Below are 21,497 nucleotides of genomic sequence, written 5' to 3' on the forward strand. Positions count from 1 at the left end.
AAGCCTTATTCTGAAATAAATATTCACATCAGTACCCGATGTTTAATGGGAATATTCAAGCAGATAAAATTTATAATAGAATGCTTTGATATTTAGATGCCCAAGGTTGCGCTAGCTCCAATTGTGCCGCCAGTTGTAATAACACATCCTCACGTCCAAAAGGGGCAATAAATTGTGAACCTAAAGGTAGATTATCTTTATTCCAATATAAAGGTACTGACATGGCTGGTAAGCCCGTGATATTGGCCAATTGAGTAAATGGAACCCACTGCAAATTATTTTTAATCATTTGCTCAACTAACTTACCTTTTGCCAGTAAGTGGGCTTGATCAACTTTGAGCAAGGCTTTTAAAATCGGAACCTGCCAAGATGGTGTTTTTACCTCACCATTTTTCGGTGCTACTGAGGCTGTAGACGGGATCAAAAATAAGTCATAATGCTCAAAGAAATGGTTCATTTTTGCAACATAAACACCCCAGTTATTGAGGTTGTTAATATAGTCCACAGCAGAAGCCTTGGCCCCAAATGCGGCAATTGCCAGTGTATCTAATTCAAAATCTTGATCTGTTGCGCCAAATTTCTGTTTGACTTGATTGACCGTATAAGCGCATTGACTAAACCATGTGGTAATAAAGTCTTTGGCAAGAGACATACCGTCAATTTGAGGCGTTGCCTCTTCAACAATATGTCCTAAAGATTCTAAAAGTTTGCTAGTCTTTTGGATAGCTTGAACTGCATCTTTTGAAACTTTGGTTCCAATTGGGGAAACAGTGGAAAAACCAATTCGCAGACGCTTTGGAGCTTTTTCAATGATGTCTAAGTAGCGTTCAGTCGGGCTTTGGATGTTGAAAAGAGCAGTGCGATCTGAGCCTTGAGTGGCATCTAACATGGCTGCACTATCACGGACTGATTTGCACAAAACATGTTGCATCGCAGCACCATGCATTGCTTCACTGATTTCAGGTCCCCAAGGCGTACGTCCACGACTTGGCTTTAAGCCAAATAGGCCACAATATGAAGCTGGGATTCGGATAGAGCCACCTCCATCACTTGCACCCGCAATCGGTACGATACCTGCTGCAACCCCAGAAGCGGAACCTCCAGAAGAGCCGCCACTATTGTGTTTTAAATTCCATGGATTTTTGCAACTGCCCCAAGCTTCAGGTTCAGTGATACCTTTAATGCCAAATTCAGGCGAATTGGTTAATCCGAAAGTGACTACCCCAGATTTCACCCAGCGATTGACGATTTCTGAATTTTCTTTAGCAATATATTGCGCATTTTTAAACGATTTGGAACCAAATGAAGTTGCGACACCTGCATATTCTTGATGTAGATCTTTGAGTAAAAATGGTACACCTGAAAAGGGACCAGTCGCATAATTTTGGGTGTTTTTTAATGCATGTTCATAAATCGGAATAACGATCGCATTAATTTTAGGATTAACTTGTTCAGCACGTTGAATTGCGATTTCTAATAATTCATGTGCTTGTACTTCCTTGTTTTTTACAAGTTGTGCTAAACCGATACCATCATATTGAATATATTCTGAAAACTTCATAGCTTTTCCTTGCTGTTTTGAGTTATTGGGCAAATATGTTTTGGTTTTGTTCGATGGTTTTTTCTAAACAAAGCTGATTTCTACCTTTTTCCTTGGCTAAATACAAAGCATCATCAGCTCGTTTTATCAGCTGTTGAAAAGGTATGCAATAGGGTAAAGTCTGATAACTTAAGCCAATACTGACGCTGATATTTAAGCTACGTTGATCATCTAAATGAATCGGGGTATTGAAAACGCTATTACAAATTCTTTGTGCAATGGCAATACTTTGATCTAAAGATAGATCTTTTAATAATATAGCAAACTCTTCGCCACCTAAGCGACCAAATAGATCATTCGTGCGAATTTGTGCTTTGACTTGATGGGTAAACTCTTGCAAAACATAATCGCCGATCACATGGCCATATTGATCATTAATTTTTTTAAAATGATCTAAATCTAAAACCAAAATTGTGACACTGTGTGCTTGTTGTTTTTCAACATCCTCAGCAATGGTGCGTTCACTTTCTTCATAGAAATAACGACGATTTAGTGTGGTGGTGAGGCCATCATGATTGGCTAAGTATAAGATTTGGTGATAAAGCTTTTGTCGATTTAAACTGATAATAGCGAGGGTTAAAGGCCCCAAAGCCAGCATCATTAAACCGATGCGTACAGACAGTGTGGTACCCAAATAGGCATCGGGTGACTGAGCAATATAATATGCAGTCAATGCATTATAGAGCAGCATACACACTATACAGTTAATGATAGAGACAAAAAATAAATTATAGCTTAGTGCAGCCCAGACTAGCGCTGCAATTGGGAACATGATTGCACCTGGACCCAGAAAAAAATGAGTCAGAATGACGGAGAAAATCACGCCTAATAGCGGAAGAAATTTTTCGTATTGAAAAGGCTGTTGTTTAAATTGTTGGATATGGTTTTGAATGGCTTTTTTATCTGGGATTGCCAATATAATCGGTAAAAAGGCAATAACATTGAGGATTTCACCCGTCCACCACATACCAAAATCGATCCAGATTCTATCCATAATCATAAAGGTGTTTGGTAAATAAGGGACAGTTAAACTTGCGACGATTGGCGAGGCTAAACAACCGCCAAAGGCACTGATTGCAAATAAGTATAAAAATGTTAGACCTTTATTATATTGTTTATAATCTAGTTTAAAAAAACGAATCAGGCCTAATGTGACCACGGCGTGAGTTAGATTGGCTAAAGTCAGAAAGAAGGTGATTAAAAATGAATTGCCAGTAAGCAGATCTGCAAGCATAAATGCGATAAATGCACCAATCCATCCAACTATATTTTTTAAGCGATGAAACCTTAAAAAGAGCCCAAGTAAAACAGCATTTGCGGGCCAAAAAATGGCAAGAAAAGATAAGGGTCTACCCAATATTCCAGCCAATGCACAGACAAAAATAATCATTGCAATAATAAAAAATGCAGAGATGTTGTCTTTAAGCACTTGACTTAAATATGCGAGAGCTCGAGGCAATTTACTAACCTATTCTAAAGAGGGATTAATCTCTAAGCCAATATTTTATCTGGCTCTGCTAAGGTATTAATCAGTAATCATATCTATTTGTATCGATAAATCAATAGTTTTAGTTACCTTAATTCGGGCTCGTCACAAAAATGTTTTTTGCATAGATTACACAAGAAAGATTGTTCATATATGGTTAATTTTACATGTTTTATTCTAAATCTATGCTAATTTATGTCTGATGAAATATTACATACAGACTTGGTATGAAAAAAACAGCACTTATAATTTCTTTATTGCTTAGCCTTTCACCTTTTGTGAGAGCTGAAACAGTTCAACCTCAAGCAACCAATCCTACGACTGTGGCTGCAACCAATACCACAAGCACAATTCGTATAAATACTCGCCCTGAAATTTTAGGCTTATGGGGTATGGAAATTCCAGAAAATAAGAAATGTACAGAATATTATAATTTCCGTGGTTCCAATGAAGTGGTGGTGAATAGTGCCAAAGAGTGGTCAACTGGTCTGTTTGATTATCAACCTTCACCGGATAATACGTTGGAAAAGCCACCTGCATTAATCATGCAAATTCGCTATGAAAATAATGAAACAGATTGTTCAGGACGTAAAGAAGATCAGTCTGGTGAAGTTACCCAATATTTTGTGAAGTGGATTAATAAGAACACCTTGAATTTTTGTATTTCTGACAAAGGGGATCAGTGCTTTGCTACTTTACGCAGAGTCTTGCCTTAAGTCGATTTAAAGCATCAATGCTTGTCTAAGTAATGAAGCATTTGCTTTAAAATGAAAAACCTCTGATTTTACAGAGGTTTTTTATTGGGTTTTTACGGGATTAGAGAATGTATATTAAGCTTCTTTTTCATGTCCTTGAACTTGTTTTAATAAGTGTTTTTCAAGGTAGTGAATATCCATTGCTTGTGAACAGAAGTTTTTATCTTCAAGAATCAGATCTTTATGTAATGGAATATTGGTTTTAATTCCAGTTAAGATCATCTCATCCAAGGCTTGTTTCATACGGGCAATCGCGGTTTCACGATCTTTACCATAAGAAATCAACTTTGCGATCATTGAGTCATAATACGGAGGAATGCTATAGCCTTGATAGATATGAGAATCTAAACGGATACCCGCACCGCCTGGCGCATAGAATGATTCAATTTTACCTGGTGATGGTAAGAAGGTTGACGGATCTTCTGCATTGATACGGCATTCAATCGCATGACCTTCGATTTTAATGTCTTCTTGTTGAAGATTTAAACCTAGACCTGCAGCGATACGTAATTGCTGTTCAATAATATCAACACCAGTCACTTGTTCAGTCACCGGATGCTCAACTTGAACACGAGTATTCATCTCGATAAAGAAGAACTCACCATCTTCAAATAAGAACTCAAAAGTACCAGCACCACGGTATTGCATCAACTTACATGCATTGACACAAGCTTCAAGAATATGTGCACGCGCTTCTTCTGGTAAACCTGGTGCAGGTGCTTCTTCAAGCACTTTTTGATGGCGACGCTGTAAAGAGCAGTCACGGTCATATAAATGAATCGCTTGGCCATTACCATCGGCTAAAACTTGTACTTCAACATGACGTGGTTTTTGTAGGAAACGCTCCATATAAACCGTATCATCCCCGAACCACATTTCAGCATCACGTTGTGCAGCTTGAACAGATTCAAGTAATGTATCAACACGCTCAACAATACGCATCCCACGCCCACCACCGCCTGAAGCAGCTTTTACAATCAATGGGAAACCAATTTCTTTGGCTTCAGCCAATGCATTGTTTGGTGTGACCGCATGAGCAGAACCAGGAACTGTTGGAACACCTGCTTTACGCATCGCCGTAATTGCGGAAACTTTATTTCCCATCAGACGAATGTGTTCGGGACGAGGTCCAATGAAAATAAATCCTGAGTTTTCTACAATTTCTGCAAATTCAGCATTTTCAGATAAGAAACCATAACCTGGATGGATGGCATCTGCGCCTGTAATTTCTGCTGCGGTAATAATGGCTGGAATATTTAAATAGCTTTCACTACTTGCGCCAGGACCTATACATACGGCTTCATCACAAAAACGTAAATGCATCAAATCTTTATCAGCATCTGAGTAGATTCCGACAGTTTTGATTCCCAAAGTTTTACAAGCACGAGTGATGCGTAATGCAATTTCACCTCGGTTTGCAATTAAAACTTTTTGCAACATATCAACCCCCGAGGTATTACGCGCGGTAGCGAAATAAAGGTTGACCGAACTGGATTACATCACCATTTTTTACTAAAATTTCTTCAACTACACCACTTTGAGTTGCTTCAATAGGGTTCATAATTTTCATTGCTTCGATGATACCTAAAGTTTCACCCGCAGAAACAGTCTGACCAATATTCACAAATGGTGCTTCACCCGGACTTGGTGCTGAATAGAACACACCAACCATTGGAGACGTTTCTACTGCACCACGAGAGGCAGCTTTAACTACAGGCGCTTCAGCGGTTGGAAGGGCAATAGGTGCTACACCAGCAGCAACCACAGGATTACGGCGAGTTAAAGCAATCGATTGATCGCCTTCTTTCACTTCAATTGCTTGAAGATCAGATTCGATCATCAAATCGATGAGCTTTTTAATTTTGCGAATATCCATGGGTTCGTATTCCTAAATTATGATTGGGTTGAAGATTTAAGTTTTTCGATGGCGAAATCAAGTGCAAAAGAATAGCCTTTGGCACCTAAACCACAAATGACGCCAACAGCTTTATCTGATAAATAAGAATGATGTCTAAATGCTTCACGTGCATGAACATTAGAAAGGTGTACCTCAATAAATGGAATCGCAACGCCAAGTAGAGCATCACGTACAGCAACTGAGGTATGGGTCAGCGCGGCAGGATTAATAATGATAAATTTTATGCCGTCTTGTTGTGCTTGGTGAATACGATCGACCACAGCTCCTTCCCAGTTGCTTTGAAAAGTATCTAAACTCATATTAGCTTGTCGTGCTTGGAGACTCAGTTGTTGGTTAATGTCATCCAATGTGAGGTGACCATAGACCTCAGGTTCGCGCTTTCCTAGCAAGTTTAAGTTTGGTCCGTGAATGACCAAAATGGTCGAACTCATTGAGAGTGCTCCAATTCAAAAGTCGCAAAAAAAATTGCAAGATGTCTGCAAAGTTTGCATATTATGGCATATTTTTCCACAAATACTTTATATTTTCTTTGAATCGTCGCGGAAACGCAGTGCCTTGTATGGGCTATATAATGTTAATTTTGTCTGTAAATGGCAATGTTAAAATATGACATTTTTAGCAGATGTTTTACAGAGACTTCATTTTAAACTGAGTGACCAAAACTATTCATTTGATTTGTGTAACAGCCATATGGCTATCATCAATACATAAGATGTCACTACAACGTGTTGTATAGCTTGGAGAACGATTTTGCTGACGCATTTTCCATGTTTCTTTGTCGGAATGATAACCTACTTGAATACAGTCTGAGCCAAAGCGTTGTTTCATACTGGAGAGTGTATCCATCAGTTGATCACGTTGCTGAATAAAGTCTACAGGATGCCATAAGTCATTGATGTGCTGGCTTTTGCCATGCAGTGCTGAGAACATGACGGCGACTTTTACATACTTTAAATTTTCTTTAAATAAAACATCAATTTGCTGTAATGCTGACTTGGTTAAAATCATCAAATCGTCTGTTGCATACATCAAGCCAATGACACTACTTTGTGCCTTTTTATAGGGTGCTTGAGCAACTTTTTCATATAAGGAAACATGCACAACTGCACACAGTTGGCGTTGCTTGCTTAGTCGTTGATGTGCACGATTGACATGGAAAATAATGGCTTGTTTAATAATCTCAACATTATTTAGAGCAGATGCAAAACTGCGTGACGAAAGGATACGTTTTGAGGGAATGTCTGCATCGTCCAAAGCAATACAGGATTGACCTTTTAGCTCACGAATGGTGCGTCCAATGACCACTGAAAACTCGCGTGCAAGGTAATGTTCATTGGCAAAAGTTAAGTCATAGCAATTATAAATATTATAAGCTTGTAACCGTTTGCTGGTTTTACGTCCAACACACCAGACCTCAGCGACACTGGTTTCAAGTAGTAAACTTTCAAAACTGCACAAATCTAAACCAGTCAGGTCACAGACACTATCAAAGCCGCGCCGTTTCTTGGCAAAACTATTGGCAAGCTTTGCTTGGGTTTTACTATAGCCAATACCAATACAACAGGGTAGACCAAGCCATTTTTGGATGGTTTCGATGAGTTTTCTACAGTAATCCTGTAGAACGAATAAGTCTTGATAGGAACTGAGATTGATAAAACACTCATCAATAGAGTAGGCTTCCAAATCCTCATCTTTAAAAAAAATCTTTAAAATTTTAAAAAAACGATCTGAAAAATCACCATATAAAGCATAGTTACTTGAAAAGGCGAGTACTCCGGCTTTTTGGGCTTGTTGTTCAACTTCATGCCAAGGGATAGCCATATCTATATTTAACGCCTTGGCTTCGTTGCTTCGTGAAACGACACAACCATCATTATTGCTTAATACGACAACTGGTTTGTTATTTAAACTGGGGTTAAATACGCGTTCGCAACTGACATAACAATTGTTAATGTCGATCAAAGCAAAAATTTGTTCACTCATGAGATATCTTGAAAAAGTTACAAATTCAAGTTAAATATTAAAAGATGTTTAAAATAAATTCAAATCAAATGTGGATTTATTCATCATTTGGACGGGATGATTTCAATAAAGGGATTGGCGAGATACAAAACTTAATAAGCACTGTTGAGCTTCGTAGTGGTTTAAGTAATTTAGGTAAAAATGCTGAATAGAGAAGTGATTCTTTTAAAAGGTATATCTTAAATTGCAACTTACAATGTCGAAAAATGAAACATCTCAATCCTTGTATAGAAAACTGAAAGGGCTAAATTAACAGTTGTCGTAGATTTGTACGGCATATCCCAATATTGAAAAGGATGGATATGAAAATGGCTAATCAACAACAGAATCAGCAGAACGACCAACAAGGTCAGCCCAATCAATCTAATCAACAGCAGAAGCAACACAGTCAGCAAGATCAACAATCAAATCAACAAAACCAGCAAAAGCAACAATCCAACCAACAAGCTCAACAAAATCAGCAAAACCAACACAAGCCTCAGCAAAAATAGGGCTTTGAACTAAACTCAATCGTAGCTTTTAATGACGAAACGCCTCAACTTAGGTGTTTTGTCATTTTAGATTTAGATAGAGTTAACCTGTAAAAAAACGCATACACAAGAATATATACAGCTACATATTAGAGGGGAAGTTTAAATTTAATTTGCGTAGGCGATGCCTCCAAAAGATAATAAACTTTGCACTGCAAACAAAGCCGTGCTTTGTTTTGCTTATGTTGTGCAAGGGAACGTCCTGTACCATCGCATTCCCACCTTACAACGATAGGCGATATTTATGTCGCTCCACGGCAGGATAATCCTCTAGAATTCAATAATACAAAAACTTATTCATAACCAAAAAACTTCATACAAAACATAAGCTTTATTGATGATCAATGACTTGATGCAAATCAATTGTATGAATAATTAAGTGGTTTGACTTTATTATGCTTTTAAAGCATTTTGATTTTAAGCTTACGTTACCTATCACTTGAATTGTTTCTTGCTATGATCAAGAATTTTATGAAGACCTTCATTTATATTTATACATTGATTAAATTGGGCAAAATGGTGTATTTCAGTGTTTAGTGTGCTAAAAAAATGCGCTGGATCCGAAATAGTATGATTAAGATGATAGGGTTCAAAATGTAGGCTGATGACTTCAAGTTGATTTTTTGCCCGATGTGCTTTGCAATCTATACGTCCCACAATTTGATCCCCATATAAAATAGGTAGACAAAAATAACCAAATATACGTTTAGGTGGCGTCACATAACATTCCAATCGATAATCAAATTTAAACAGGGTATTTAGACGTTCACGATGTATCACCAGATTGTCAAAAGGAGAGAGAAGTTTGACTTTCAACTCAATAGTCGGGATCCGTTCTAAGGCATCGGTTGGGATATAAAGATTTTGACTATCTTTGTCCCTACTGCCTAATTGAGCTAAAGTGGTGATTACACCCGCATCTAATTTTTCATTGACAATGTCACGCATTGCCTTACGGATCTTTTGTCCAACTTTTAAATGCAACAATTGCTTCCATGTAAACACGCCATGTGCACGAAGCGTGGTATTGAACAAGTAGTAGGCATATTCCTCTAATGTAGGAACACTCAGATCAAGCTGACTTGGAATACAATATTCAGTCAGTTGATAGACTTTTTCCATACCATTACGTTCAGAAATCATCAAATCGCCTTGCATAAACAATTGTTCAATAGAACGACGCGCTAAACTTGAGTTCCACCAGCCCCCCGAATTTTGCTTATTGCCTTGTTCAATGCTACGTAATCGAATACTGCCTTCAGCTTTCGCCCGAGCCAGAATCTCATTCATAAAAGCTTGATCACCGTGCTTAAAATAACGATGCTCTCCATTTCTAATCGATGTCATATGAGGAAGTGCATAGCGATAATCCTGCATCGGTAAATAAGATGCTGCATGAAACCAATATTCAAAAATATGTTGTTGTTTGATCAGTTGATTTAAATGGCTTTGTTGATAATCCGGAACACGGTTCCATAAAATATGATGGTGGGCACGTTCTACTACTGAAATTGTATCAATCTGGACATAGCCAAGATGTTCAATGGCATGGCGTGTTCCAGATAACCCTGTACCGAACGAAGTAGGTGAAATTAGACCCTGATGAGAGAGTGCTAGGCGTCTTAATGATTCAATCATAACAATTATTTTTTTAACCTATTTTTAGTGAGTATTGGCTTACAAGAGTATCGCAAATGAAACTTTAAGATGATTAGCATAAACCAGTGCTGCCACTTTTAATGATCATTTTAATTTTTTAAGAATATAAGTAACTACGCCCCAAATCATAATTTGTTCTTCACTGTGTGGGTGAATATCTGGAAAATCAGGATTTTCTGCTTTGAGCCAAATATCATAAATTCCTGTAGATACTTTAACTTGCATAAAGCGTTTGACTGTAAATTCATTGTTGATTAATGCCAAAACAATATCGCCATGTTCAGCCTCTAGACTACGATCAATTAAGATTTCATCTCCAATTTCAATACCTGCATTTTTCATTGATAAGGAGTTAACTTTTAACATAAAGGTTGCAATAGGGTTATGAATTAAGTGTTCATTTAAATCAATTTTCTTTTCAGTATAGTCTTGGGCGGGTGATGGAAAGCCTGCTGCAACAGTTTCTAAAGGATAAGGAATGCGAATGTTGCTACGAAATTCAATTGTAAGTAGATCTTGCATTGAAATAGACTCGATAACAGAGATGAGGGGATTCATTGATTTAAATCTTTCCCTTACAGTGCTATCACTTAATTTCGATGGAGAATTTAAATTTGGCTTCATCACGATTCAACTTGATAATGTAACATAATCAAGTTTAACAAAATAAATGCTTGATGCAAGATTCTTTTGGTGAATTGATTGTGATTGTCAAACTGTCAGCTTACAATTTGACAAAATCCAATCGCTCGGAAATGTACATGTTGCAAGATTTTGTAGAAGAACAGAAATTAGTGTGTGAAGAATTTGACTCTCGCTATATCAAAGTCAATGAAACGGATCTCGTGGCTATCGCTAAGCAAACATTAAATAAAGAACCGATCGTGGGTTTACGTAAACAGCCAGATGCTGAAAACGTGTCATGGTTTATTTATGGTGGTGAGTTGGAAGAGGGTGAAGATTTTTTTGATGTGATCAGTGTAAAAGAGCTTGAAGAGGTTTTTCCTGATGCGATTCCTTACCTTGCTTTAGAAGAAGGCTTTAGATTTATGATAGATGCTGATGAATACGAAGATGTATGGAAAGCAGATATTTTATAAAAAAGGTTTGCTCAAGCATGATCTATAGATTTATTTTGACCCTCTGCAGTATTGTTCTGAGTAGTGTATTCAGTACCCCAAGTTTTGCTGAGCAATCCACGCAAAAACTCACTCAAGAACAATATGATCAGCGTATTCAAACCTATACTGATCAAGTCAATGTAACCAAACATATCTTGGATGAAGATCAGAGCACGATCACTGCAGCTGAACAGCATAAAGCATTTTGTTCGCGCTTAGATGCTTATCAAATGATTGCTAGAATTTCGAAAGAAAATTTAGAGCTCGATACGGCCAATATGATGTTAATGATTGCCAACAATTATTTAGATCGACAAAAGCAAAGTATTGAGCAGTCAGGAATGACGCTTGAGCTATTTTGTTCGATTAAGAAATAAGCAAAATGTCATTTAAGCCTTATTTTAGTCAAAAAATGATATTTAATTGGCTGAAAATGATAAGTTGTTTTTTTTAAAATGATCAATAATAGACGCATTAAAGCAATACAAGATTTGATTTTCCCTGGTCTGTATTTTGTTTGGCTTTAAGCATCAATCATATGACTGATGCACCCTAAACTCGCTTAATTGCGAGTTTTTTAATGCGTGTGTTTTGTTCTGGCTTTGAATTCACACTAAGATCGTAAAAGATTACAAGCCAATTAAAAGAAATATGACAACTCAAATCAAAAGGAAACAAGAGTTCACTTTTCAGCAGAATTTTAAAAAATAGAAGAGCAATCAAGATTGCGCATAAAGCCAAATAGGTTTAATTACTCTAAGCAAAGCTAAAAATTTTCTTAAATATTAGAATGATGTAAGTAAATTTAATTTTTGATTTTATTGATTTTTTATTTTATCTAAGGGGGCAATGTTTTCATTTTTGAGCAGATGTTGTTACTGTGAGACTGTTATCCTGATCCGTATATATTTTTTATTATCACTTTCTAGTAAAGAAAATATGGGTTTATATGTATAAATTTATCAGTAAAAGTGTGATGTCGTTGCTGATATGTATTGAATAAATTCTTTAATTAATCAAGTGATTAATCTATCTGTTAATTTTTTATTTAAAGGGTTTTTATGAAATCTATCCGTTTATCGCCATCGTTTACTTTAGCATTGTTACAAGCCCGAGAAGCAACAATGACTCATTTTAGATCAGTATTAAATGAAATGGATTTTAACTGAGCAGAAATGGCGGGTGATTGCTGTACTTTATCAATATGATGAGCTTGAAAATAACCATTTGGCTGATTTGGTGTGTATTTCAAAGCCCAGTTTAACGGGAATCTTAAGTCGTATGCTTGATCGAAACTTGATTAAGAAATGCAAAATCTCCATGATCAACGGGTGAGTTTGATTCGGCTTAGTGAAGAGGGTAAACAATACTTTGAAACGCAAGCGAATAAAATGGAAGAAATTTATATAGATATTCAAATGCAATATGGTACAGAGAATATCCAACAACTTATGGGATTGTTAAATGATCTTTCGAAAATAAAACCATGATAAATTTTAAATTATCAGATCGCAAGTGAAACAATGGTTTAGGGATTAAAATAAAACTGCATGTCACTCAATTCATTTTAAATATGCAAAACACTTTAATCAAAAATGAGTGGGTTTTAATCACTCATTTTTTATCATTGCTTAATCAAATAACTTTTTAATGTCTTTCGGTGCGCCTTGCTGGCTTTGAATTTCACCTTTTGCATCTTTCCATACCATTGCTGGGGTAGCGTAAAAGCCGTATTTATCCATCAGTTTGGTATTTACATCTAACTTTTCAGATAATGCATTAGGAATACTTTTCATTTCCACCAATTTATTCTTACCGTTGCTTAAATTGTATTGTTTGAAAATTTCGGCAGGATTGGTGTGATTTAAAATCGTTGCGGCTTGTCCTTTACTGCTTGGACGAATTACCCCAACCATAATATGTCGTAATTGAACTTTTCCTGAATCTACAAAAGGACGCGCTTGTTGCCAAAAGGTATGACAGTAGGGGCAGTTTGGGTCGTTAAATACATAAACCACTTTAGGAGCATTGCTATCGCCGTCTTGAATCCAAGTCGATTTTTCGAGGCTCTTCCAAATTTCATCTAATACTGCACCTTTAACATGGGTATTAATTGCTTCTTCAGTTAAGTTTTTACCTGAAGCATTAAATAGATCACCAACGATATAGTGCTTTTGATCTTTTGAAATAAATATCGTAGATGGATATTCATCTTTATAACCTGTCCAACCCTCTAAACCTTCGGGTGCACTTATTTGCTTAACAAAGTTATAACCTTCTTTTTCCAATTTATTTTTAAGGAAATTTGCATCAGCAGCAAACAAAGAGCCACTTAACACCAAACCAAGCGAATAAATACCGAGTGTTTTTAAATCAATCATCAATATGACTCCTTAAGTTAAAAGCAATATTTCTTCAATCAATACCAATGAAATACATTATTCTGAAACTATCCTTTGAACTTTTTGGTGAAGCGCAGCATGGGTAAGTTCCCCCATATGTGTATCGATTAATTTGCCTTGTGCATTAAAAAATAAGGTGCTGGGTAAGCCAAACATTCCCATTTTATGTGCCGTTACACCGTCAAAGTCTAGTAGAACCCAATGCAAATTAAGTTTGTGTTGTTGCAAATACGTTTGCACTGCTTTGGCATCTTCATTTTGATTAATAAAGACAAATTGCACATTGGGATATCGTTGTTGCGCATCATTCAACACTGGCATTTCACGTCTGCATGGCGGACACCAACTGGCCCAAAGATTAATTACTGTGGGTTTGCCGAGGAATTGAGTCAGCTCAACATGCTCTTGTTGAAGACTCACTAAATTGACTTGAGGAAATTGTTGGTATTGCAATTGTACTTGTTGATAGAAATATTGACCTGAAATGAAAAACAGGGCAAAAGCCGCAAAAAATAGTGCAATAAAGCTTTTCTTCAGAGATCTGTTTTTCCAAATCATCCACAGGCCAGCACAAGCAATTCCCACATAAAGATGAAAACCTTTATCTTGAATCTTCCATATTTCAACTGGATGCTCTAAATAAACATCTAAGTTAAGTAAGACAAACCCAAGTCGTGCAGATAGCAGGCCAACCAAGAATGCAGACCAAATCGAGTCTTTAAACGCAGACCATTGTAAATTTGATACAGCAAAATATTGAAAGCAAAACTTTCCAATCACCACACTCATCAGTATCGCAAGCATGAGGATGGTTAATCCCCATGGCAACATAATCGGTCCTAAATGAATTGCCTGTGCAGTGATCATGGAAGTTTGTTTAACGTCCTGTGTGTATTTTTTCAGTTTGTTGAATAAGTTGTGGTGCTGAGAAGGTTCCAGTAAAGCGCAATTCACGGATTTCTTGCGCATTACTATTTAAAAACAACATGGTGGGTGGACCTAAAATTTCACGTTGTTTTAAAATAATATCTTGCGAGGCGTTGTATTGCGTTAAGTCTAATTGGATGAGCGTGAAGTTTTTCAATGCATCTTGTACATCTGTACGCGGGAATACTTCTTTTTCAATTGGTTGACACGCCACACACCAGTCTGCATAGACATCAATAATGATTGGTTTGTCTTGCTGTTTTGCATTGACCAATGCCAGTTCTAATTGTTCAGCGGTGGTCACTTTATTCCAAACTAAATGTTCTGCTTGGCTATGTTGAATTTGATAAGCAGAATAACTTTGTTGAATATTCCAAAAACCAGCAACTAAACTGGCTATTGCGATGATGGCTAGAATAACTTTATTGACTATTTTTTCACTGTCGCGTAGAGCAAAAAAGAGATAGATTGACAATGCGATACATAGCATGGCAAAAATTGCAGCGTACACAGTCGAAGGAAGCATTGGACGAATGAAATACAATGCAACCATCAACATAATAAAGCCGAAACTGACTTTAATCCGATCCATCCATTTACCTGGTTTTGGTAATAATTTAGAACCAAATACACTGGCAATAAATAAAGGTAAACCGATACCTAGACCTAGAATAAATAAGTACAAGCCACCTAATACAGCACTTTGAGTTTGTGAAACAAATAATAATGCGCCAGCAAGCGGGGCACTCATACATGGGCCAACAATGAGCGCTGATAATGCACCCATAACCACAGCACCGAGTACTGTCCCAGCTTTTTGATTATTTTGCAGATGACTTAATTTATTGGTAATAAATTGTGGTAAGTTTAATTGATATAAACCAAATAAATTTAAAGCCAGAACAACAAATAAAACTGCAAACAACGAAACAATCCAAGGGCTTTGGAACCAACGTTGAAAGCTATACCCAATTTCAGCCACCACAACACCCATAATCGCGTAAACTACAGCCATACTGATCACAAAGCACAAAGCAATCACAACAGCTTTATAACCTTTAGCACGTTGAATGATGATCCCTGAGAGAATAGGAATAAGCGGAAGCGAGCAGGGCAAAAAAGCCAATAAAATACCTAAACCAAAGAATACCAATAAGTTTAAAAACAGAGAGTCTTTAGATAATAGCTTAAAGAATGATTGATCATCATTCCATTGTAATGACGATGTAGTGTTTTTAGTGCCAATATTACTATGTAAACCAGTAGAATTTTCAGTATCTGTAATGACATTACCACTTGCAGCAGAAGCGTTGAAATTGTTTGGATTTACAGTGTTGTCTGCTTCATTAGTAGTTTTTTGTCCCAGCTCAGTGGTTTGTTCATCCAATACTTTGTCTAAACCTGTTTTTCCAACAGTTGAATTTACTTTAGTCTCAGCATTTTCTTTGATTTTTGTATCTTGAGCTGCGACTGCGGTATCAGACTGATTGAGTAATGAGCTAGTAGGATTGTTATTGAAAAGGCGTTTTGAAGATGTATTACTTTGCGGTAATAAGCCATCTGCATCAGTTGCAATGGTTTTTCTTTGTAATGGATAACATAAGCCATCTGCAGAACAACCTTGATACATCACTAAATATTGTGAATTAGGTTTAACCTGAATTTGTGTTGTCACATTTTCATAATGAACTTCAGTTTTCCCAAAAGTTGGATCATCTTTGATATGACCTTTGGGAAGACTTAAAGGTACAGCTTTATTGTTAATTGTTACTTTAAACTGATCATGATAGAGGTAATAGTGAGGTGCAACTGTCCATTTCAATTGTGCTTTATTTTCTGAAATTGATTCGGCAGAGAATTGAAAAGCTTGATCTGGTGGGAGAAACTCAGGATTGGCGTGGCTGATTGTACTTAGACTCAACAAAGTAAAACAACATACACTGAGCAATGTTCGCAACTTCATAATTCCATATCTTGATTTCATTTAAAGCCATTATCCATAATTTCAGATAAAGAAGGCATAATTCTAAGTTTTTCTTTGTAAAAATATCGTTAAAAACATTCAACTCCATTTTGCTTAAGTTTTTGAAAAATTTGTTCATCGTCATGATAGAGTCTGTCGAATTGAGTCATTTTCTTAGTTTTTTTACTGGTGTAATTGACATTGTAAAGCACAGCACCTTGATAAACGATTTCATAAGTTCCTGTTTCTTTCTGATTGATTATTTCTTTATAGAAATTGTGAAATTCACTCGGTCTACCTTGTGCTGTATCAACAGCATCATAGTGAGTAAATTTTAGCGAGATTTTTTTCATATAAGGATAATATTTTACTGTTTTGACTTTTGGAAATTCTTCCTCAGAAATAAGCAGAATATTATTGTTTTGACTTTCCTTAAAGCAAAAATATGGGGCAGTTTGCTTTGCATAAACAGACAAAGGGAGAAGACACATTACCGTTGTAAATAGCCTAAGCGATTTCATATATTTTCCCATTCTTGAATATCTTCAAGACGATCTTGTTTGAGTTTATCTAAAAATGTTAAAAAATCTTGTTTGCTTTTTATTGCATTAATTTTCATAAGCATCATTTCTGATTTACAGGATAAATTGTTGTATAAAGATAGGCCATCTCGCACGTTTTTTGCATTCTAACAATTGAAATTAATTTCAACTAGACCCATATAGAAATTAATCAACAGTACAGAACAGACACTTTGTGAAATTTGATTGATGATCAAGCTCACGATAACAAGTCGAAGCTCAACAATAGGATTAGGACATCATATGAATATCGCGGCAAACCCAGTAGTTGAAGCAGATCAAACTATATATTTAAAAGATTATCAAAAACCTTCATATGTTGTAGATTCAATCAATCTCGATATCCAAGTTTATGATGACCATACCAACGTAAACAGCAAATTAGTCATGAAACGTCAAGCAGCTGGAGATATGGTATTGCTTGGACGCGATCTTGAACTTAAATCAATTTCTATTAATGGTAAAAAACTTACTGAAAGTGAATATAGGCTTGATTCTGAGCAGTTGGTGATTGCCAATGCGCCAGATGAATCGATCGTTGAAACATCTGTAGTCATTCATCCTGAAACAAATACACAACTCGAAGGATTATATCTTGCGGGGAGTGATCTATTTGTCACTCAAAATGAGCCAGAAGGTTTCCGTAAAATCACTTTCTACCCTGATCGCCCAGATGTCTTATCCGTGTTCACCACTCGTGTAGAAGCCGATAACAAATACCCTGTGCTTTTGGCAAATGGGAACTTGATTGAAGCTGGTAAAACTGGTGATGAGCGCCACTATACCATTTGGGAAGATCCAACCAAAAAACCAGCTTATTTATTTGCCTGCGTAATTGGTGATTTAGCGGTTTTAAAAGACCGTTATACCACTACAGAAGGTCGTGATGTGGCATTAGAAATTTATGCAGAAGAAAAAGATATCCCAAAATGTCATATTGCGATGGAAGCGTTAAAGCATTCTATGCGTTGGGATGAAGAACACTATGGACGTGCATATGATCTAGACAATTATATGATTGTGGCAACCAGTCAGTTCAATATGGGCGCAATGGAAAATAAAGGCTTAAATATTTTCAATACATCATGTGTGCTTGCTGATGAAGAATATACCACTGATGCAGCAATCATGCGTGTACAGTCTGTGATTGCTCATGAATATTTCCATAACTGGACAGGTAACCGTATTACTTGCCGTGATTGGTTCCAATTGTGTTTAAAAGAAGGCTTAACGGTTTTCCGTGATCAGTCTTTTTCAGAAGATCTACAATCAGCAGCAGTACAACGTATTGACGATGTTGCGGTTCTTAAAGCGCATCAATTCCCAGAAGATGCAGGCCCATTATCGCATCCGCCACGTCCAGATCATTTTGTCGAAATCAACAATTTCTATACTGCGACAGTGTATGAGAAAGGTGCGGAAATTAACCGCATGATGTCAACCTTATTGGGCAAGGAAAAATTCCGTAAGGGAACCGATGAATATTTTCAACGCCATGATGGCCAAGCTGTCACTGTTGAAGATTGGGTTGCTGCTTTAACTGCGGGTTCAGGTGTCGATTTATCTGCATTTTTAATCTGGTATAACCAACCAGGAACGCCAAAGCTTGAAGCGAAAGGTGAATATGATGAGAGTGCTCACACTTATCGTTTGAGTTTTAAACAAAGTTTAAAAACCCATCCTAAATATCCAAATTTAAAAGCTGTACCTATTCCTGTGGCTTTAGCATTGTTTAATGCAGAAACAGGTGAGCAGTACACCTTACATTCTGAGGCTTTATTTGAAAATGGGATAAAAGATGGGGTGTATTTGTTTGATCAAACAGAAGCGACTATTGAATTTACAGGCGTGACCGAAAAGCCTGTAGCATCTTTATTACGGAATTTCTCAGCACCGGTAAATCTTGAATTTAATTATTCAGATGAAGAACTTGCCTTCTTGCTACAATATGAAACCAATGGTTTTAATCAGTGGCAAGCAACACAGACTTTACTTGAGCGTATTTTGCTTAATGGTCATGATGCTCAAATTTATGTAGAGGCAATTAAACAGACCTTACCAAGTGTAATTGAAAAAGATCCACTCTTGGCATCACGCTTATTTGACGTACCAAGTGAAGGTTATTTGGGTAGTCGTATCGACCAAGATTATAATCCTTTGATTGTAAATGAAGCACGTGAAGCTTTGTTGAATCAATTGGCAAAAGTACTGGATGACTTTGTTAAAGAAACATATTTATCACTTGATCCAGATTCACAAAATGAATTTTCACAAGCAATGGGTGTTCGTGCTCTGAAAAATATTATGTTGAGTTTTATGGCACGTCAGGGGGATACCGCAGTATTTGATTTGGCTTATGCACAGTATGAAAATTCTGTGAATATGTCTGAGCGACTTGGCGCACTTAAAGTATTGGTATGGAATGATGCTCCACAAGCAAAAGCAGCCTTAGAGGACTTCTATAAGCGCTTTAAGGATGAAGCATTGTCATTAGATCAATGGTTTATGATTCAAGCAGCGCATCCGAAAGCAACCGCTGAAACGATTCAGTATTTAACTTCACATGCTGATTATGATTTAGGTACACCTAACCGTATTCGTTCAGTAAGTGGTGGTTTAAATGCCAATCCTGTCAATGCATGGAGTTTTGGTGTTCAGTATTTTGTCGATTTGGCGAAGTATTTGGATGAGAAAAATCCAATTGTTGGGTCTCGTTTACTTCAAGTCCTCACCCGCTGGTATACATTAGCTGAGCCACAACGAAGTGAAGTAAAAGCCGCACTTGATGGATTAAAATCTCAAGTGAAATCAAAAAATGTCAGTGAAACCTTAAATAGTATGTTAAGTGTTTAATGGCTTATAATTTTTTGATTTAATTATATTTGTAATGCTATTTCTCTTATTTTTATAGGGGAAATAGCATATTTATAAGTTCTTAAACATTCAGATTTATTATTTATCTATTCCTTAAAAGTCTCATTTAAAGCTTGTTGCACCGCATCTACACGTGACTTACAGGCTTTATATGCAGACATAGATTCTTCAACAATCTTCATTAAATTATCAATATCAGGTTCTTCTTGAGATTCTAATAATTCTGCATTTTTCTTTAGAACGTCATAACCTTCTTTAAATGTTAAATCTTGTTTAGCCATTGCTTAATACCTGTGTCACATTTGCGTTGATCGTGCCATCCAGTAACTCTACTTGGATGCGATCAGTTGAAATTTGTTGAATAGAACGAATGGCTTTACCATCACTACGGACAATAGCATAACCTTTGGCCATGACATGACGTGGATTTTGCAAAAGCGTTTCACGCATGAGTGATTCAACTTGATTGGATGCCAATTTAATCAGTTGCTGTGCCAAATACTGAACAGTACCTTTCATCAAATCTAAGCTTTTATTTGCCTCATTGATCTGCCCTTGAGAAAGCGTTTTAATGACTTTGATGTATTGATCATTTTGGCTTTGGTAAGCAGTGATTTGATGTTGAGATAACAGTTTAATCTTCTGTAGAGAATCTAGCACATCTTGGGTTCGCTCTACGATTAGATTTCGAATCCCTGCAATCACTTTACTCGGTGTATCAAAAGAACGGTTCGCTACTTCATCTAAAATGGTTCTATCTTTTTCATGACCTATACCTACCCAGATTGGAACAGAGCGTTTGCAAAGTAGCGCAGCGAGATTGTAATCATTCAGATAGGCCAGATCATTGACTGCACCTCCACCACGAATAATCACAATAAGATCTGGTGGGGTGTTGAGGTCTTTCGCCCATTGTCGTAATCCATTTGCTAAAGCTTCAGAAATACTTGTAGCCGCAGTGTTGCCCTGAAACGTTGCTGTATGATAGACAAAATGACAAACGCCAGCTTGATCGAGAGCATCTGCATCTTTCTTAAAGTCACCCAAGCCAGCAGCATTTTCAGGAGCAATGACGAGCACATTCTCAATATCAAATGGGGTAGGCAGTAATTTATTTTTATTCAGTAAACCTTCGCTGGTCAGTCTCTCTAAAATTTGTTGATAACGCCGTGCAAGATCACCTAAGGTATAACTTGAATCTATTGCTTCAATATTGACTGAAAAACCATATTGGGGATTAAATACAGCTTTCACTTTAATCAGTACATTGAGATCACGAGAGAGTTCAATGCCACTTTCACGCTCAAACTTTAACACCATTTTGGCAGCAGAGAATTTCCAGATTGTTGCCTTACAACTGGCAATGACTTTATCTGAATCTTCCTCCTTTTCTGCAAGTTCTAAGTAGTAGTGGCCGCCCTTGATGCTTAGATTTCTAATCTCAGCTTTTACCCATATTGGTTCATCAAAAGTTACACGTATAACTTCTTGAACAGTTGCAAGGTATTCGCTTAAGGAAAGCTGTAAGTCAGACATACAAAGGCAATTACGGTAAATTTATCTAAAATAGTATATAACATGGTGGCTCAAGGCGGTGAAGATATATTGATCTTATACATCGGGTATGGCATATTTTTATGATGTTGATGGGCGTTATCG

The 21,497-nt window shown here is 36.8% G+C and carries 19 protein-coding genes and 1 pseudogene; 6 read left to right on the plus strand and 14 right to left on the minus strand.

Going from position 1 to position 21,497, the window contains the following annotated elements:
* Positions 1 to 70: 70 nt before the first annotated feature.
* Entirely contained in the window at positions 71 to 1,561 is a 1,491-nt protein-coding gene (locus AC2G3J_RS08610) for an amidase (protein WP_483770954.1), read from the minus strand.
* A 22-nt stretch (positions 1,562 to 1,583) separates the two neighbouring features.
* On the minus strand, positions 1,584 to 3,059 hold the full coding sequence (locus AC2G3J_RS08615) for a GGDEF domain-containing protein (RefSeq protein WP_483770955.1): 1,476 nt from the start codon (positions 3,057 to 3,059) through the stop codon (positions 1,584 to 1,586).
* A gap of 254 nt (positions 3,060 to 3,313) precedes the next feature.
* Here AC2G3J_RS08615 and AC2G3J_RS08620 point away from each other — a divergent pair, with 254 nt between their 5' ends.
* Entirely contained in the window at positions 3,314 to 3,802 is a 489-nt protein-coding gene (locus AC2G3J_RS08620; protein ID WP_336950891.1) for a hypothetical protein, read from the plus strand.
* A gap of 114 nt (positions 3,803 to 3,916) precedes the next feature.
* Here the strand turns inward: AC2G3J_RS08620 and accC are convergent, their stop codons facing one another.
* From accC to AC2G3J_RS08640, 4 genes are all read right to left on the minus strand, one after another.
* Positions 3,917 to 5,281: an acetyl-CoA carboxylase biotin carboxylase subunit gene (gene accC, locus AC2G3J_RS08625; RefSeq protein ID WP_336950892.1), complete on the minus strand. Its 1,365-nt coding sequence runs from the start codon at positions 5,279 to 5,281 to the stop codon at positions 3,917 to 3,919.
* 16 nt (positions 5,282 to 5,297) lie between these two features.
* Positions 5,298 to 5,717 carry an acetyl-CoA carboxylase biotin carboxyl carrier protein gene (locus tag AC2G3J_RS08630; RefSeq protein WP_336950893.1) on the minus strand — a complete coding sequence of 140 codons (420 nt, stop codon included), beginning with the start codon at positions 5,715 to 5,717 and terminating at the stop codon, positions 5,298 to 5,300.
* Positions 5,718 to 5,734: 17 nt separating this feature from the next.
* Complete coding sequence (gene aroQ, locus AC2G3J_RS08635; protein WP_336950894.1) at positions 5,735 to 6,190, minus strand: type II 3-dehydroquinate dehydratase; 456 nt, start codon at positions 6,188 to 6,190, stop codon at positions 5,735 to 5,737.
* Positions 6,191 to 6,425: 235 nt separating this feature from the next.
* The gene (locus AC2G3J_RS08640; protein ID WP_336950895.1) at positions 6,426 to 7,742 is read right to left on the minus strand and encodes a Y-family DNA polymerase; all 1,317 of its coding nucleotides are present in this window, start codon (positions 7,740 to 7,742) and stop codon (positions 6,426 to 6,428) included.
* A 347-nt stretch (positions 7,743 to 8,089) separates the two neighbouring features.
* Between AC2G3J_RS08640 and AC2G3J_RS08645 the strand changes: the two genes are divergently transcribed.
* Positions 8,090 to 8,272 (plus strand): hypothetical protein, encoded by a 183-nt coding sequence (locus AC2G3J_RS08645; protein WP_336950896.1) that lies wholly within the window; start codon positions 8,090 to 8,092, stop codon positions 8,270 to 8,272.
* Positions 8,273 to 8,746: 474 nt separating this feature from the next.
* On the opposite strand, the gene AC2G3J_RS08650 is transcribed toward AC2G3J_RS08645, so the two are convergent.
* Both AC2G3J_RS08650 and AC2G3J_RS08655 read right to left on the minus strand, forming a co-directional pair.
* Entirely contained in the window at positions 8,747 to 9,949 is a 1,203-nt protein-coding gene (locus AC2G3J_RS08650; protein WP_336950898.1) for a winged helix-turn-helix domain-containing protein, read from the minus strand.
* A 105-nt stretch (positions 9,950 to 10,054) separates the two neighbouring features.
* On the minus strand, positions 10,055 to 10,492 hold the full coding sequence (locus AC2G3J_RS08655; RefSeq protein ID WP_336951464.1) for a LexA family protein: 438 nt from the start codon (positions 10,490 to 10,492) through the stop codon (positions 10,055 to 10,057).
* Positions 10,493 to 10,731: 239 nt separating this feature from the next.
* On the opposite strand from AC2G3J_RS08655, the gene AC2G3J_RS08660 reads away from it, so the two are divergent.
* The 3 genes and pseudogenes from AC2G3J_RS08660 to hpaR all read left to right on the plus strand — a co-directional run bounded on the left by AC2G3J_RS08660 (position 10,732) and on the right by hpaR (position 12,581).
* Positions 10,732 to 11,070 (plus strand): immunity protein Imm33 domain-containing protein, encoded by a 339-nt coding sequence (locus tag AC2G3J_RS08660; protein WP_336950899.1) that lies wholly within the window; start codon positions 10,732 to 10,734, stop codon positions 11,068 to 11,070.
* A gap of 17 nt (positions 11,071 to 11,087) precedes the next feature.
* A complete protein-coding gene (locus tag AC2G3J_RS08665) occupies positions 11,088 to 11,468 on the plus strand; it encodes a hypothetical protein (protein WP_483770956.1) in 381 nt (126 codons plus the stop codon).
* 684 nt (positions 11,469 to 12,152) lie between these two features.
* Positions 12,153 to 12,581 (plus strand): annotated as a pseudogene (hpaR, locus tag AC2G3J_RS08670) (homoprotocatechuate degradation operon regulator HpaR).
* A gap of 141 nt (positions 12,582 to 12,722) precedes the next feature.
* Here hpaR and dsbG read toward each other — a convergent pair.
* The 4 genes from dsbG to AC2G3J_RS08690 form a co-directional block, all read right to left on the minus strand.
* A complete protein-coding gene (dsbG, locus tag AC2G3J_RS08675; RefSeq protein WP_336950901.1) occupies positions 12,723 to 13,472 on the minus strand; it encodes a thiol:disulfide interchange protein DsbG in 750 nt (249 codons plus the stop codon).
* A 57-nt stretch (positions 13,473 to 13,529) separates the two neighbouring features.
* On the minus strand, positions 13,530 to 14,360 hold the full coding sequence (locus AC2G3J_RS08680; protein WP_336950902.1) for a prolipoprotein diacylglyceryl transferase family protein: 831 nt from the start codon (positions 14,358 to 14,360) through the stop codon (positions 13,530 to 13,532).
* A 10-nt stretch (positions 14,361 to 14,370) separates the two neighbouring features.
* Entirely contained in the window at positions 14,371 to 16,404 is a 2,034-nt protein-coding gene (gene dsbD / locus AC2G3J_RS08685; RefSeq protein WP_336950903.1) for a protein-disulfide reductase DsbD, read from the minus strand.
* A 68-nt stretch (positions 16,405 to 16,472) separates the two neighbouring features.
* A complete protein-coding gene (locus tag AC2G3J_RS08690; protein ID WP_419327313.1) occupies positions 16,473 to 16,904 on the minus strand; it encodes a hypothetical protein in 432 nt (143 codons plus the stop codon).
* A gap of 303 nt (positions 16,905 to 17,207) precedes the next feature.
* Between AC2G3J_RS08690 and pepN the strand changes: the two genes are divergently transcribed.
* Positions 17,208 to 19,817, plus strand: a complete 2,610-nt coding sequence (pepN, locus tag AC2G3J_RS08695; RefSeq protein WP_483770957.1) for an aminopeptidase N — start codon at positions 17,208 to 17,210, stop codon at positions 19,815 to 19,817.
* 107 nt (positions 19,818 to 19,924) lie between these two features.
* On the opposite strand, the gene xseB is transcribed toward pepN, so the two are convergent.
* Both xseB and xseA read right to left on the minus strand, forming a co-directional pair.
* Positions 19,925 to 20,119, minus strand: a complete 195-nt coding sequence (xseB, locus tag AC2G3J_RS08700) for an exodeoxyribonuclease VII small subunit (RefSeq protein ID WP_034615548.1) — start codon at positions 20,117 to 20,119, stop codon at positions 19,925 to 19,927.
* Positions 20,112 to 21,374 carry an exodeoxyribonuclease VII large subunit gene (xseA, locus tag AC2G3J_RS08705; protein ID WP_419327311.1) on the minus strand — a complete coding sequence of 421 codons (1,263 nt, stop codon included), beginning with the start codon at positions 21,372 to 21,374 and terminating at the stop codon, positions 20,112 to 20,114. The genes xseB and xseA overlap by 8 nt, the downstream gene beginning before the upstream one ends.
* Positions 21,375 to 21,497: the final 123 nt, after the last annotated feature.

Source organism: Acinetobacter legionensis, assembly GCF_057165765.1.